This is a genomic window from Bacillus sp. JNUCC-22 (genome assembly GCF_018861275.1).
GTDB lineage: Bacteria > Bacillota > Bacilli > Bacillales > Bacillaceae > Bacillus > Bacillus velezensis.
In genome coordinates this window covers 487,309-500,081 of record NZ_CP076408.1, presented here as the reverse complement: position 1 = coordinate 500,081, position 12,773 = coordinate 487,309, and the positions used below count along the sequence as shown (strand labels likewise).

The window sequence follows — 12,773 nt, the reverse complement described above, 5'->3', positions numbered from 1 at the left end:
ACCCGGCTAAAGCCCAGCTAGTCAATGGATAGAAGAAATTTTTTTGTTCTTCCCAAGGAATAACCGTCTGCGTTTAATCCAGCCCAATTAGAAAGAAAAAGAGCAGGAGTAATCCTGCTCTTTCATTCAAAACTTTAATTTGTATGAAGAATTTTGTATACCTTTTCGACTTTCTTTACCTATTAATCAGTATACAGACTACAACAGAAATAAGTAGCACCAGGTATGAAATAATGGATGCATTTAAACAGGCCAATCACCGACAATTGAATTTAGGAAAAAGCGTTAAATTCTCTCTTATGATGTTGTTACGTATTGTTGACGGTAAAATTATTGAACATAGATCTCATGTGGATGTGCATGATATTCTCCGTCAGCTTGGCGTTAATTAACAGTAAAAAGTTGAAATAGTGAGAGACCAGGTGAATAACTTGGTCTCTTTTTTTATAATTAAGTCCTCGCTCTATGCCCTCCTGCATTCAGTCGATGTAACTTTGAAATAAAGTTTAATTAACATCTATCACAAATCCTTATTTTCACAACACATCATTTATTTCAGCTTCCCTCGCGAATACCGGATCAATGCTCAGCTTTAAGATAGTTAACCAATTTCTCCGCACTGTTCTTAACATCTTCTTTTGAAAGGTGAAGTGTCCCATATTGTGTAAAGGCAGGAAGAAAACGCATTCCTATATAGTTAGCAGTGACTTGAAACGGTCTGATAAGCTCGCTGAGCGTGATATTATATTCTCCGCCTGCTTGATAATCAGATTCCTGTGCGCCTAAAGAGATCGCTAAGAGCAGTTCTTTTCCATGCAATTTAGTACCTCCAGTTCCATAAGCCCAGCCATGTGTTAACACATCATCTTCCCATTGTTTGAGTAACGCGGGACTGCTGTACCAATACATTGGGAACTGAAAAACGATACGCTCATGATCTAACAGGAGCTGCTGCTCTTTTTCTACATCAATGATAAAATTAGGGTATTCACCGTACAGGTCATGAACCGTAATGTCATTCTCTTGCTTTAAACGATTCATCCAGGTTTTGTTGACAACAGACGTTTCCAAATTAGGGTGTATAACGATAACTAATGTTTTCATTTGACTGTTATCCTTTCTTCGCCGATTAGTTATTATTGCTTTTGTGATAAGGATTTGATTCTAATTTTAAAATTACAACTTATTTACACCTATTTTATCCTTTTTCATGAATTCAGGGCAACTATTGGACACCGATTACATTTATAGCCAAAAAAAGGCTTAACCTTTTAAAAAAGATTAAGCCTTTTCAGTACCCTTATGCCCCTACCCTATTATCTCGTGTCTAAATTCTAATAGCTGATCATATAACAAGGCATCTTTGTTTTCCTCCATGCTTGTAATACTTTCTCTACTTTTGCAAATTGGAGCTTGAGGCATTAGTAACTATCTATAAATAATGAAAATATTTGTGCGACGTCTACTGCAGATGACTTACTCCAGGTAAGTGGGCAGTTTGTGGATAGTAGATCATTTAAAAATAAGCACAAAAAAATACCAAAGGTGGTTAAACCCTTGGTATCATTGAGATGCGGCCGAGAGGACTTGAACCTCCACGGGTTATTCACCCGCTGGGCCCTCAACATAGTAAATCCGTATCACTGATTATGAAAGCTTGTTTTCATTACATTTCCTATTTTCATTTTCCATCATTTATATACGTTTATATGAATTATGGTTAAAAAATGGTGAGCCTAAGCGAAACAAAAAGGTGCGCTCTAACTGAGTGCACCTCTTGTTTTTATGAATTGTATATTTCTCTGTTTAGATTTACAATATCTTCATGAGATAATTCAGCTGAAAGCTTCTCTATTACCTTATCCCGTAGGAGTGGGGCTTTTTCTTTATCTGCCTTTTTGAGCGCTTCCATTAGTTCCTCTTTTGTTAGTTCTGTGCAGTATGCAGGAGTTCCTGGTTGTTGTCTCCACGAATCACTTAAAGAGCCACTATCCACTGCATCAAAGCCTAGTTCGTTTGCCACGTCCATGATTACTTGTTTATGTGCTTGGTCATTACCGGCAATTGCATAGGAAATGCGACTACTAGCACCTTTGGGGGCTCCTTTATTTTCCAATGTATAAGCTAATTGGTTGTTGAAAGCTTTAATGACAGGTCTGCCTAATTGATTTGAAACCCATACACTTTCAACCATCCCGTTCTCAATTTCTTCAATCTTATTGTCTCTAAAAGGATAATAATTTGAAGTGTCTACAACGATTACTTCCTCTCCAACTTTATCTACAATGTTACGAATGCTCGGCATTACAACAGAAGGGAGAGATATTATAAGAACATCAATATTTGTTATTACATCTTCTAAATTCACAGGTGTTGCATCAAGCTCTCTTCCTTTTAAATGTTCAATTCCTCGGGTTTCTGCAATTTTGACATTATGTCCATTCTCAACTAATTTTTTAGAAATATTTGTCCCTATTACTCCTGCACCTATAATTCCAAATCTCATTATTGTTCCTCCTAAAGAATTTGTATATAAAAGAATATTTCGCTTAAAGTTACACAATTATGTTTACCAAATCGCAAACATATACCCATTAGATATGAAAAACGTATGTGTATTGAATATTTCCTTTACATATACTAGAATAAAACCATTTCTCATCTTTTTAAAGTAGGCAATTTAAATTGCCATAGTACATTTTTTTGTACATAACAGCAGAAAGCAGGTGAAAAGATGTCTAGAATATGTAAGGATGGATTTGACAAAGAATGTATAAAGGAACAAAGAGAAGTATATGGTATTGCCTATGCCCAAAACATGCTTTCTGGGCGTTGGAAGTACTTAATTCTTTGGTTTTTAAAAACAAAAGAACGTCGTTATAGCGAAATTAAAGCTTTTTTAGGGGACATTTCACAAGGCTCTCTAACAAAACAGTTGAGGGAACTAGAAACAGATGGATTAATTAAGCGAGAGGTTTTTCCTGAGGTACCTCCACGAGTTGAATATTCATTAACAACTAAAGGGCGCGAATTTATCCCAATAATTGATTTGATGGAGAACTTTGGCAAAAAATTCGGGGAAAAACCTGAGTAAAATAATAAGTAGAAAGTAAATAACCTATTTATTCACAAAAAGGAATTATACCTATAGCTCATCGGGATAATTCCTTTCTTTTGTTAAGAGGCCTTCTATGATTACAGCACTAAATCCTAAGCAGGAGACAGCGTTAGCTTACAACTTGTTCATTTTAAATTTAGGTCCAATCTGTCTATTTTAATACAGAGGAATCGGGTTTTTTATTGAATAATTCTAAATATTATAAATCTTCATTTTCCGAGGTTCCCCCACATACTTCGTGTTTTTCGATTATATTTATCCTCTTTTAAAAAACCTTTATATAATTTAGACCTCTTTCCTATTGTACAAAAAAATGTACTACGGCAATTTAAATTGCCCTCTTCATAAATTAGAGTGATGACTTTATCATATTGTATACCAAGTTTCATTATTTTTTTACAAATAACGCCAATCCATCTTAATCAGCTTGAATCTAATATGTAAGAAAGGAAGAATGTCAATATGAATAATACAATTGAATTACTTTGTAATCATACTTCCATTCGGTCTTTTACAGATCAACCTCTCACAAAGGAGCAACGAGAAGCAATCTTTAAGGCAGCCAATCAAACTTCATCTTTCAGCCTTCTCCAAGCTGTTTCTATCATTAGAATTACAGATCCGCATCTTCGAAAAAAAGTGATGGAGCTTTCTGCGAATCAGCCTTATATTGAAGAGGCAGCAGAGTTTTGGATTTTTTGTGCTGATTTTAACCGAAATCATCAAATTGCTCCCGATGTAGATCTCGAATATATTGAATACCTATTAATAGGTACATTTGATGCTGGGCTCATGGCTCAAAATGCTTTAACTGCAGCCGAATCAATGGGACTCGGTGGTGTATATATCGGTGGAATAAGACTTAATATTACAGAATTAACTGAGGTATTACATTTACCAAAACATGTGGTTCCTTTAGTAGGGCTATGCATAGGTCATCCTGCTGAAGAGAAACCTGGACTAAAACCACGTTTGCCTCAATCAATGGTCATGTTTGATAATCAGTATCAGGCACTAGATGATGAAAAATTAGCAACTTATGATCAACAGATGCGTGAGTACTACCGAGATCGTCCTGTTAAAGCGCCTTTCACAGTGAAAAAAGTAAAGGGATGGAAAGATCATATTGAAGACCATCTCGAAAGAAGCAAACTCCCCTTCATGCTTGAGTATTTAAATAAACAGGGATTTGCTAAAAAATAAATTTTCCCAAGAGGGAATTTCGGCATTCCATCCAAATAAAAGAGGAAGAGTTTTGACGCTCTTCCTCTTTATGCACCAACTCGATCTGCGGCAATTTTGAAACCATCATTTGAAGCACTGTCCACACCTGCAAAGTGAGCAAACGTTAAAATGCTACTCAACACCATTACTCCCAATAGAATTCGGCTGATCTTCATTAATAATCTCCCCTCTTTTTATTTTTCGTCTAGCCTCAATACTCATGCGATAAAATTCATTCGAAAGTTTTAATTCCCCTGCTTGATAAAAATAATCACCTATTTCAGTTGCAAAATTCTCCATGTCGGCAAACATTTTTCTGTCAGCAAGATAAAAAAATGCTTCATTAATTAATTCATATTCACCATTTGAAAAATAAAGTCCTTCTAAAATTTTAAATTTTGCGATGTATTCTTTATCATTCTTATTCTCAGCTTCGTTTCGTCCTTTAATGAAATAATTATAAGCTATCTATATCAAAATTATGGTTTTTAGCATAAACGTGAGCCATAGCAAATAAAGCTTTTGTCAAAAAACTATGTTCAGATTTTTCAAAATATTTATCAACCATCCTAAATGGATAGCAGCATTATTATAATCCTTTAACTCTTCATAACAAATCCCAATATTCATATAAGACATACCAATCAGATGAGGAATTTTAGTGTATTCTGCAATTTCCAATGCATTCAAAAATTGTTGCAACGCTCTTTCAAATTCCCTGCTACTATAAACTGACAGCGCAATGTTTGAACAGCGTATTCATCGAACTTCTGAAATATTTTTAAAGCACGATTAGCATAATTCATCAAAAAGTAAGTCTGTTTCATATAATAATAAACGTACGAAACTTTGAAGAAAAACTCAGCTTTTTCTATTTCATCTTCCACTTCAGAAAGTTTTGTTTCAGCAATCCTATAAGCACTTATTGCCGTTGTTAATTCTTTACGTCTGAATTCGTACATACCTGTAAAAAAGAAATAGTAATACTCAAGCATTCCCGTTAATTGCCCCTGCTCTTCCATTTCTTTTATTGTCTCATATGCACTATCTAAATCATCAATCCTTTTTGATTCCATATAACTCAACATGATCTCGTGTCAGAATTCAAGCAATTGATAGTATAACAAAGCATCTTGATTTTCTTCCATATTCACTAATTCTTTTTCTACTTCTTTTCTTATATGCTCAGCCTGCTCAACTTGATCATTTTTAATAAGAGTATACCAATCATTCAATTTTTGAGTGACTAGGTCGTACGGAATTTTCCTATTTTCATCCAATATAATTCGGTGCAAGCAAATTCCTCCAATGCAAAAAGGTACGAATAGTCTATTGAAGAAATTATTCTTTTCGTCTTTATTGCGGTTATTGTAAGGCTTTTGTGTCTTGACACGTGATCCATAAATAAAAAAAAACAAAACACGCTAGAAAATGTTCTAACGTGTAAAGATTACTTCATTGTTTACTAAAACTGATTCTTTTGAGGAACGTGTTCGACCGATTACCTCGGGTCAATGCAAATACTTGATGGCCGTTTTGTATTAATTTAGGAAGAAGGGACCGACCAATTACTCCAGTCCCCCCAGCAACAATGATCTTCATGCTATACCTTATTTACCTGCTAATCTTGAAGCAGCTTCTTCAACTTCTTTATTTGCTTTTTGTAAAACATCCTCCGGACTTAGTAAAGCTGTTCCTTGCACTCGGATAATTTGATAATCCTCAATACCGAGGAAATTGAACATTGATTTCAAATATTTATTAGAGTATTCAACTTCTTCATACCAGTCATCATTTGTATAAATTGATCCGCTGGCTTGTATGACAAGCATTCTTCGTCCATCTTTAAGCAGACCTACTGACCCAGTGTCAGTATATTTAAATGTTTCGCGTGCGATCATGATATTGTCCATATAGTCTTTTAATTTTGATGGAATATTGAAATTATGCAAAGGCAAAACGATGACATACGTTTTTGCACTTTTGAATTGTTTCAATACTTCTGTCATGCGTTCTGTTACTTTTTGTTCATCGCTTGTCAGTTCTTCGCCCTTTCCAGCCTTATCCCATGCGCTTAAAACTGTTTTATCAACCATAGGCACTTCATCACTATACAAGTTAATCTGCTCAAGCTCTTCACTCTCAGGAATTAATTCTTTGTAAGTTTCCAAAAAGTGTTTCATTACCCGTAAACTATATGACAACGTATCATCTACTTTTGGATGTGCATTAATGAAAAGTGTTTTGCTCATTTAAAACTCTCCTTTTATTTTATATTAAAGATTAATTTAATCGACGATCAATTCGGTCTTTAATATAAACCCTGCAGTTTATTTTGTCAAACGGAACAAATCATATACTAAAGAAGGGTTTTATGATTGACTATCACCAAAAATACTCCTAAGATACAATGTGATAACCCTTAAAATCAAAAGCAGGTGAGTTTATATGCAGTACAGTGTTGGGGTTGAATATGCTTTACATTGTCTGGTTTATTTAATAGATGTTCCCTCCAAGGAAAGTGTCGGGATTCGGGACCTTGCAGAGTTCCAAGGACTTTCAGAAACATTTCTTTCAAAAGTTTTCGGTAAATTATCTAAAGCTGGTATTGTAAATTCTGTCCCCGGTGTAAAGGGAGGATACAGGTTAGCAAAATCCCCAGAAGATATTTCCTTTTGGGATGTAATAGAGGCTGTTGAAGGACCAAAACCCATTTTTCAATGTAAAAATATTGTAAGCAATGGTCTGCTTTATCGAGACAAATGCAACTCCTGTGAATCCAGCAATTCTTCTTGTACAATTAACTTGGTAATGCTTGAAGCAGAAGAACAGATGCGTAATTATCTTCGTAATAAAACGCTCGCATGGTTAAATAAAGAATTGGACGTAGTATTGCCTAAAAAAACAAGGACAGATACTCGGGAATACTTCATAAAAAAAAGCTCTGACTAAATTAATTAGTCAGAGCTTTTTTGTGCTATTACAAGTCATATTATGTTTTTTCGTTTTCCATCTCGACGTTTGAATTTGTAAAAACAATGCCGTACCTATTGGTGCTTCTCTTGCATAAGAAAGCGCAAATGTTATACTCATATTCGAGACTACATCAATCGTCGATTTATATGGTCCCTTATAAAAAAGAATAACAATCTTCTTATTTTACAGACGAGAGGACTTGAACCTCCACGGGTTACTCACCCGCTGGGCCATCAACATAGTGAAAACGTATCATGTATTACATAAACCTTATAAATAAAGCATTCTTTATCTACATTTCCACTTGTTTTCTTCTTTTTTTATGAATTTTGGGCAAAAATTAGGCATTACTTTTTTTAAAAAAATCACTGAAAATATTAGCTTTAAATTTGTAATTCCAACTAAGATCTAAGAAACCACTAACAAAAGAAGTAAGGTGGTCTCGCCCAATAGGTGCGATAGTTTTTTCTTTTGGTAGTATCTTGACTTGTCCGATTTTGAGTAAAAAAGAGTACGTATTAATCTTGAATAGCACAAAAAACACTACCCTTTTCGTTACTTTAGAGAAAGGATAGTGTTTTTTGGTTTTGCGGGTATCGGAAAATCTTTGCTAGTAGCAGTACCTCAATAAAAGATCGCAAATTCCACTTACCTAGCTATATCAAGGCTTACTTGTCTGATTTGGGATGTATGGGGTACAAAAGTTGAGTTACAAACATTATTATCCAAAAGAATGTTTACTGTAATTATTTTACATGGTATTATTTGTATCATGCATACGAAATATGTATGTATAATAAATGAAATTAAAAGGAGTGCTTGATCGTGAATCTTAAGTCCATTTTCAAAGGAGTAACATCGACTCTGATAGCTGGTGTAATTGTTGGAACTTGTACTATACCTGCTTTTGCGGAGTCGACTACAAGTGTATCGTCGAAAAATTATGCAGTTACAAGTGGAGTATTCAAAGCTCTAGACAGGGAGGTTTCAGAAGGCTCTGTTGATCAATCAAGCTGGAGTCGGGAGTTCGAATTAGATGAGAATGACGGAGCACAAGTAAACTTCTGGATTTCAAATAACGGAAGCAATGACATAAAAATATCAATTGACGGAAAAGTCTCAAGAACCATCGCACCAGGCAAGCAAGGCAACATTTCTGCCGAGGTTAAAAATGGTTGGTTTGGTTGGACATACAATTACACATTTACAGCTTCACCAACGGCTCAAGGTGGTAGTGTTAAGATGAAATATAAAATTGCTCAAAGAAATAATTAACGAATTACGGAAAGGTAATCACTCATTACCTTTCCGTAATTTCATTTTTTTTAGTTTTTTAAAAGATTTCTTACTTTCTATACTTTGGAAATAAATTCACTCCAGGTTTTTCAACTTCTCTTTTTCTAGAAATAAAAGGTTTTTGTATTAAATCCTATATGATGCAAATCAAACCGATTAGTAATTACTTTTCTCCAATTTTCTTCTCCTGCTTTTCCTGCTCTTTTCCCCTCAACCTTACGAGTATTATCATGTCCTATATTTAAGGGTTATACAGCGCTCGTTATCATTATTTACACCTTTTTTGATGTTTTTTCATATTTTCTGGACAGTAAATGGGAGTAAAGAGACCTTGACCACTCACCAAGATAAGTAAAATAAAAAACGAAGGGCATCAAACTAGATGACTTACTATAAGTAAGTGGGCAGTAACAGATGAATTTCTATAAACAAAAAATACCAAGAGTGTCTAAACCCTTGGTATCATTGATGCGGCCGAGAGGACTTGAACCTCCACGGGTTATTCACCCACTAGGCCCTCAACCTAGCGCGTCTGCCATTCCGCCACGACCGCGTGCTATGAAGCTGTCTTTCCACTAAGCATATAAGCTAGTGATGATGATCAGCACTTTGAAAAGAAAGTGCGGGTGAAGGGACTCGAACCCCCACGTCGTAAGACACTAGATCCTAAGTCTAGCGCGTCTGCCAATTCCGCCACACCCGCGTGACAAGTGGTGAGCCATGAAGGACTCGAACCTTCGACCCTCTGATTAAAAGTCAGATGCTCTACCAACTGAGCTAATGGCTCGCTCTAAAAGTGATTCAAAAATTTTAAATAAAATGGCTGGGCTAGCTGGATTCGAACCAACGCATGACGGAGTCAAAGTCCGTTGCCTTACCGCTTGGCTATAGCCCAACGAAGGTAAATGGTGACCCGTACGGGATTCGAACCCGTGTTACCGCCGTGAAAGGGCGGTGTCTTAACCGCTTGACCAACGGGCCGTCTGGTTGAGAACTTATCTGGCGGAGAAGGAGGGATTTGAACCCTCGCGCCGCTTACGCGACCTACACCCTTAGCAGGGGCGCCTCTTCAGCCACTTGAGTACTTCTCCATATGGCTCCACAGGCAGGATTCGAACCTGCGACCGATCGGTTAACAGCCGATAGCTCTACCACTGAGCTACTGTGGAATAATCAGACTTTCTTTATTATAAATGATGCGACATATTGTGTCAAGAAGCAACATTTATTTTTTTAAGAAAGTGTCGTTGTCTCTCAACGACTTTTATAATTTAACATAGAACATTAAAATGAGTCAAGCCTTTTTAAAAAATTCTTTTGATTTTTCCTCTGCACTTTCCGCAGGCATATCTTTCCGGATTCATTGCCCGCTTCTTTATATACTGTTGGCCGCAGGCCGCGCATCTATACATATATGTTTTCTTTTGTGTCTTTTTGGTTTGCAGCGGCGTGCAGAATCTCGGCGCTCCGACTTTCTGAAGCAGGTCTCTGAAATCTTTGTCTCTGTGCTTGTACCCTTTTCCTTCAAGGTGAAGATGGTAATGACACAGCTCGTGTTTAATGATTCCTTCCAGCTCGCTCTGCCCGTGTTCGAGAAGATATTTTCGGTTTAATTCGATGTTATGGGAAGACAGCATGTACCGGCCGCCTGTCGTTTTCAGCCGGTCATTGAAAAAGGCCCGGTGACGGAACGGCTTTCCGAAATCTTGTGCAGAGATGTCTTCCGTCAGCTTTTGAAGTTGTTCGTTATCCATAAGTGCACCCCGCTTTAAAAACATTGAACGGGACAATTCACCGTTCGCATACAATGAGTTAAAACCGACCTCTAACTAAAAGCTGAGGAGGAATGAGCCATGCCGAATTGGCTGATGAAACAAATGCAAAAAGCGTTTTTAGAAAAGGACAATTACCAAATCAAACTGCTGAATCAGTGCTGGTATTTCTACAGAAAAAAACACTGCTCGTAAGCAGTGCTTTTATTTTACCATAGACAGCGACACTCTGCCTTTTTGCACGTCCACCCCTTCGACCCATACGGTGACGATGTCTCCGACCGATACGACGTCGAGAGGATGTTTGACGAATTGATTGCTCAGTTTTGAAATGTGCACAAGCCCGTCCTGCTTGACGCCGATATCGACGAAAGCGCCGAAGTCTACAACGTTGCGGACGGTGCCCTGCAATTCCATTCCTTCCTTTAAATCCTCAAGCTGCAGAACGTCTTTTTTCAGCAAAGGCTTCGGCACTTCGTCACGAGGATCGCGCTCCGGCCTTGTCAGCTGCCCGCAAATATCCGCAAGCGTAATTTCCCCTATACCGAGCTCTTCAGCCGTTTCAGACAGCGGCAGTGCGCTGATTTTCTCTTTTACGTGCGCGCTTCCGATCTGATCCGCAGTGAGCTGCAGTTTTTTGAGCAGCGCCTTTGTCTCTTTATAGCTTTCCGGGTGTATCCCGGTGCGGTCGAGCGGCTCCCGTCCTCCGGGCACTCTCAAAAAGCCGATGCACTGTTCATATGTTTTTGCGCCGAGACGCGGGATTTCTTTCAGCTCTTTGCGACTTGTAAATTTTCCGAGCTCTTCCCTTTTTTTAACGATATTACCGGCAACGGTTTTGGATAACCCGGCTACATATTGAAGCAGCGCGGCTGATGCTGTATTGACATTCACCCCGACTTGGTTGACGACGGTCTCTACGACAAAACGGAGTGATTCATTTAAATGCTTTTGGCTGACATCATGCTGGTATTGCCCGACGCCGACGGATTTAGGATCAATTTTAACAAGCTCGGCCAGCGGGTCCTGCAACCTCCGCGCGATGGAGACGGCGCTGCGCTCTTCGACCTGAAAATCCGGAAACTCCTCACGGGCGATTTCTGACGCGGAATACACGCTTGCTCCGGCCTCGTTGACGATGACATAATAAATGTCCCGCTCTGTTTCTTTTAACACATCAACGACGAATTGCTCTGTCTCTCGTGATGCCGTGCCGTTTCCGATCGCCACAACCTCGACTTCGTACCGGTCCAGCAATTGTTTGATTTTTTTTCGGGCTTCCGCTATCTTTTTTACGGGAGCGTGCGGATAAATGACGTCGATTTTCAGCACTTTTCCCGTCTCATCAACAACTGCCAGTTTGCACCCCGTACGGAAGGCCGGATCGACGCCGAGCACAACTTTCCCCTTCATCGGCGGCTGCAGCAGGAGCTTACGCAGGTTTTCAGCGAAAATATGAATCGCCTGCGTGTCTGCTTTTTCTGAAAGCTCTTTGCGGATATCGCGCTCAATAGCCGGCTGGATCAGGCGCTTGTAACTGTCCTCAATGGCCTCTTTCAGCGTTTCTTTCACAGGTGTTTCACGGTGTTTGATAATTTGCTTTTCTAAATAAGCTTTTATCTGATCGGCGGGCGGTTCGATCGCAATCTTTAAAATGCCTTCTTTTTCACCGCGCTTCATCGCAAGCACTCTGTGAGGAACGACCTTTTGGATCGGCTCTTCGTACTCGTAGTACATTTCATAGACGTTTTTCTCGTCATCTGCGGCTGACTTGCCTGCCGCGGAAGTGAGAATTCCTTTTTTATACGTTTCCTGGCGGATCCACTTTCTGAAATGAGGATCATCCGAGATTTGTTCGGCTATGATGTGCTTCGCGCCTTCAATGGCTTCCTCTCTTGAAGCGACTTCTTTTTCTGCACTGATATATTGATCAGCGATGTCGTGAAGGCGGTTTTCTTTCGGGAGAGACAGAATATAGTCCGCAAGCGGTTCAAGGCCTTTGCTTTTGGCGACGGTGGCTTTTGTTTTCCGTTTTTGTTTGAAGGGACGGTATAAATCCTCGACTTCCTGAAGCTTGACCGCTTGTTCGATTTTTTGCTTCAGCCCTTCCGTCAGCTTGTCCTGCTCAGAGATCAATCTGATGACTTCTTCTTTCCGCTGCGTCAGGTTTTGTATGTATTGCCACCGCTCGGAGATTGCCTGAATCTGCACCTCGTCCATTGAGCCGGTCTGCTCTTTTCGGTACCGCGCAATAAACGGGACGGTATTGCCGTCTTCCAGCAGGCGGATGACACTTTCGACATGTTTTTGGGATAACGCTGTTTCTTCAGCAATTTGTTTTTTCAAAAGGGCTAACGTTTCCATATCACAAAAGCCTCCATCTCTTC

The 12,773-nt window shown here is 38.6% G+C and carries 14 protein-coding genes, 7 tRNA genes and 1 pseudogene; 6 read left to right on the top strand and 16 right to left on the bottom strand.

Translation table 11 applies throughout. From position 1 onward, the window contains the following. The first annotated feature begins 233 nt into the window (after positions 1–233). Positions 234–392 (top strand): ester cyclase, encoded by a 159-nt coding sequence (locus JNUCC22_RS02605; protein ID WP_076982829.1) that lies wholly within the window; start codon positions 234–236, stop codon positions 390–392. A 187-nt stretch (positions 393–579) separates the two neighbouring features. Here the strand turns inward: JNUCC22_RS02605 and JNUCC22_RS02600 are convergent, their stop codons facing one another. From JNUCC22_RS02600 to JNUCC22_RS02590, 3 genes are all read right to left on the bottom strand, one after another. Continuing rightward, the gene (locus tag JNUCC22_RS02600; protein ID WP_047935320.1) at positions 580–1,104 is read right to left on the bottom strand and encodes an NAD(P)H-dependent oxidoreductase; all 525 of its coding nucleotides are present in this window, start codon (positions 1,102–1,104) and stop codon (positions 580–582) included. A gap of 204 nt (positions 1,105–1,308) precedes the next feature. Continuing rightward, entirely contained in the window at positions 1,309–1,422 is a 114-nt protein-coding gene (locus JNUCC22_RS19665; RefSeq protein ID WP_157870126.1) for a response regulator aspartate phosphatase, read from the bottom strand. A gap of 361 nt (positions 1,423–1,783) precedes the next feature. Continuing rightward, positions 1,784–2,506, bottom strand: a complete 723-nt coding sequence (locus tag JNUCC22_RS02590) for an NADPH-dependent F420 reductase (protein ID WP_150941032.1) — start codon at positions 2,504–2,506, stop codon at positions 1,784–1,786. Positions 2,507–2,734: 228 nt separating this feature from the next. On the opposite strand from JNUCC22_RS02590, the gene JNUCC22_RS02585 reads away from it, so the two are divergent. Both JNUCC22_RS02585 and nfsA read left to right on the top strand, forming a co-directional pair. Next, complete coding sequence (locus JNUCC22_RS02585; RefSeq protein WP_020955363.1) at positions 2,735–3,094, top strand: winged helix-turn-helix transcriptional regulator; 360 nt, start codon at positions 2,735–2,737, stop codon at positions 3,092–3,094. Positions 3,095–3,580: 486 nt separating this feature from the next. Beyond that, positions 3,581–4,321 (top strand): oxygen-insensitive NADPH nitroreductase, encoded by a 741-nt coding sequence (nfsA, locus tag JNUCC22_RS02580; RefSeq protein ID WP_020955362.1) that lies wholly within the window; start codon positions 3,581–3,583, stop codon positions 4,319–4,321. Positions 4,322–4,389: 68 nt separating this feature from the next. Here nfsA and JNUCC22_RS19600 read toward each other — a convergent pair whose 3' ends face one another. The 4 genes and pseudogenes from JNUCC22_RS19600 to JNUCC22_RS02565 form a co-directional block, all read right to left on the bottom strand. Next, the gene (locus JNUCC22_RS19600) at positions 4,390–4,518 is read right to left on the bottom strand and encodes a hypothetical protein (RefSeq protein ID WP_260485571.1); all 129 of its coding nucleotides are present in this window, start codon (positions 4,516–4,518) and stop codon (positions 4,390–4,392) included. Then, positions 4,475–5,637, bottom strand: a pseudogene (locus tag JNUCC22_RS02575) (tetratricopeptide repeat protein). The gene JNUCC22_RS19600 and the pseudogene JNUCC22_RS02575 overlap by 44 nt, the downstream one beginning before the upstream one ends. A 160-nt stretch (positions 5,638–5,797) precedes the next feature. Continuing rightward, entirely contained in the window at positions 5,798–5,944 is a 147-nt protein-coding gene (locus tag JNUCC22_RS02570; RefSeq protein WP_119001710.1) for an NAD-dependent epimerase/dehydratase family protein, read from the bottom strand. Between the two features lie 8 nt (positions 5,945–5,952). Then, a complete protein-coding gene (locus tag JNUCC22_RS02565) occupies positions 5,953–6,594 on the bottom strand; it encodes an FMN-dependent NADH-azoreductase (RefSeq protein ID WP_150941031.1) in 642 nt (213 codons plus the stop codon). A gap of 196 nt (positions 6,595–6,790) precedes the next feature. Between JNUCC22_RS02565 and JNUCC22_RS02560 the strand changes: the two genes are divergently transcribed. Together JNUCC22_RS02560 and JNUCC22_RS02555 are read left to right on the top strand one after the other, a co-directional pair. Continuing rightward, positions 6,791–7,294 carry an RrF2 family transcriptional regulator gene (locus tag JNUCC22_RS02560; RefSeq protein ID WP_004393007.1) on the top strand — a complete coding sequence of 168 codons (504 nt, stop codon included), beginning with the start codon at positions 6,791–6,793 and terminating at the stop codon, positions 7,292–7,294. An 849-nt stretch (positions 7,295–8,143) separates the two neighbouring features. Next, positions 8,144–8,593, top strand: coding sequence for a hypothetical protein (locus tag JNUCC22_RS02555; protein ID WP_039062668.1), 450 nt, complete (start codon positions 8,144–8,146; stop codon positions 8,591–8,593). Positions 8,594–9,083: 490 nt separating this feature from the next. Here JNUCC22_RS02555 and JNUCC22_RS02550 read toward each other — a convergent pair. From JNUCC22_RS02550 to JNUCC22_RS02515, 8 genes are all read right to left on the bottom strand, one after another. After that, positions 9,084–9,167, bottom strand: a tRNA-Leu gene (locus tag JNUCC22_RS02550). Positions 9,168–9,235: 68 nt separating this feature from the next. Further along, a tRNA-Leu gene (locus JNUCC22_RS02545) sits at positions 9,236–9,317 on the bottom strand. Positions 9,318–9,325: 8 nt separating this feature from the next. After that, a tRNA-Lys gene (locus tag JNUCC22_RS02540) sits at positions 9,326–9,401 on the bottom strand. 33 nt (positions 9,402–9,434) lie between these two features. Further along, positions 9,435–9,509 (bottom strand) — tRNA-Gln (locus JNUCC22_RS02535). 11 nt (positions 9,510–9,520) lie between these two features. Then, a tRNA-Glu gene (locus JNUCC22_RS02530) sits at positions 9,521–9,595 on the bottom strand. A gap of 19 nt (positions 9,596–9,614) precedes the next feature. Then, positions 9,615–9,705, bottom strand: a tRNA-Ser gene (locus JNUCC22_RS02525). Between the two features lie 3 nt (positions 9,706–9,708). Then, positions 9,709–9,783 (bottom strand) — tRNA-Asn (locus JNUCC22_RS02520). A gap of 135 nt (positions 9,784–9,918) precedes the next feature. Beyond that, positions 9,919–10,368, bottom strand: coding sequence for a SprT family protein (locus JNUCC22_RS02515; RefSeq protein WP_020953898.1), 450 nt, complete (start codon positions 10,366–10,368; stop codon positions 9,919–9,921). Between the two features lie 99 nt (positions 10,369–10,467). Here JNUCC22_RS02515 and cmpA point away from each other — a divergent pair, with 99 nt between their 5' ends. After that, positions 10,468–10,581: a cortex morphogenetic protein CmpA gene (gene cmpA, locus JNUCC22_RS02510; protein WP_003156164.1), complete on the top strand. Its 114-nt coding sequence runs from the start codon at positions 10,468–10,470 to the stop codon at positions 10,579–10,581. A gap of 9 nt (positions 10,582–10,590) precedes the next feature. Here the strand turns inward: cmpA and JNUCC22_RS02505 are convergent, their stop codons facing one another. Then, positions 10,591–12,750: a Tex family protein gene (locus JNUCC22_RS02505; protein WP_216062107.1), complete on the bottom strand. Its 2,160-nt coding sequence runs from the start codon at positions 12,748–12,750 to the stop codon at positions 10,591–10,593. Positions 12,751–12,773: the final 23 nt, after the last annotated feature.

Excerpts from the sequence above, each read along its gene's own strand:
- JNUCC22_RS02605 (WP_076982829.1), top strand. The coding sequence starts at position 234 with ATGGATGCATTTAAACAGGCCAATCACCGACAATTGAATTTAGGAAAA.
- JNUCC22_RS02560 (WP_004393007.1), top strand. The coding sequence starts at position 6,791 with ATGCAGTACAGTGTTGGGGTTGAATATGCTTTACATTGTCTGGTTTAT.
- nfsA (WP_020955362.1), top strand. The coding sequence starts at position 3,581 with ATGAATAATACAATTGAATTACTTTGTAATCATACTTCCATTCGGTCT.
- JNUCC22_RS02600 (WP_047935320.1), bottom strand. The coding sequence starts at position 1,104 with ATGAAAACATTAGTTATCGTTATACACCCTAATTTGGAAACGTCTGTT.
- JNUCC22_RS02505 (WP_216062107.1), bottom strand. The coding sequence starts at position 12,750 with ATGGAAACGTTAGCCCTTTTGAAAAAACAAATTGCTGAAGAAACAGCG.
- cmpA (WP_003156164.1), top strand. The coding sequence starts at position 10,468 with ATGCCGAATTGGCTGATGAAACAAATGCAAAAAGCGTTTTTAGAAAAG.
- JNUCC22_RS02570 (WP_119001710.1), bottom strand. The coding sequence starts at position 5,944 with ATGAAGATCATTGTTGCTGGGGGGACTGGAGTAATTGGTCGGTCCCTT.
- JNUCC22_RS02585 (WP_020955363.1), top strand. The coding sequence starts at position 2,735 with ATGTCTAGAATATGTAAGGATGGATTTGACAAAGAATGTATAAAGGAA.
- JNUCC22_RS02565 (WP_150941031.1), bottom strand. The coding sequence starts at position 6,594 with ATGAGCAAAACACTTTTCATTAATGCACATCCAAAAGTAGATGATACG.
- JNUCC22_RS02515 (WP_020953898.1), bottom strand. The coding sequence starts at position 10,368 with ATGGATAACGAACAACTTCAAAAGCTGACGGAAGACATCTCTGCACAA.
- JNUCC22_RS02590 (WP_150941032.1), bottom strand. The coding sequence starts at position 2,506 with ATGAGATTTGGAATTATAGGTGCAGGAGTAATAGGGACAAATATTTCT.
- JNUCC22_RS19665 (WP_157870126.1), bottom strand. The coding sequence starts at position 1,422 with ATGCCTCAAGCTCCAATTTGCAAAAGTAGAGAAAGTATTACAAGCATG.
- JNUCC22_RS19600 (WP_260485571.1), bottom strand. The coding sequence starts at position 4,518 with ATGAAGATCAGCCGAATTCTATTGGGAGTAATGGTGTTGAGTAGCATT.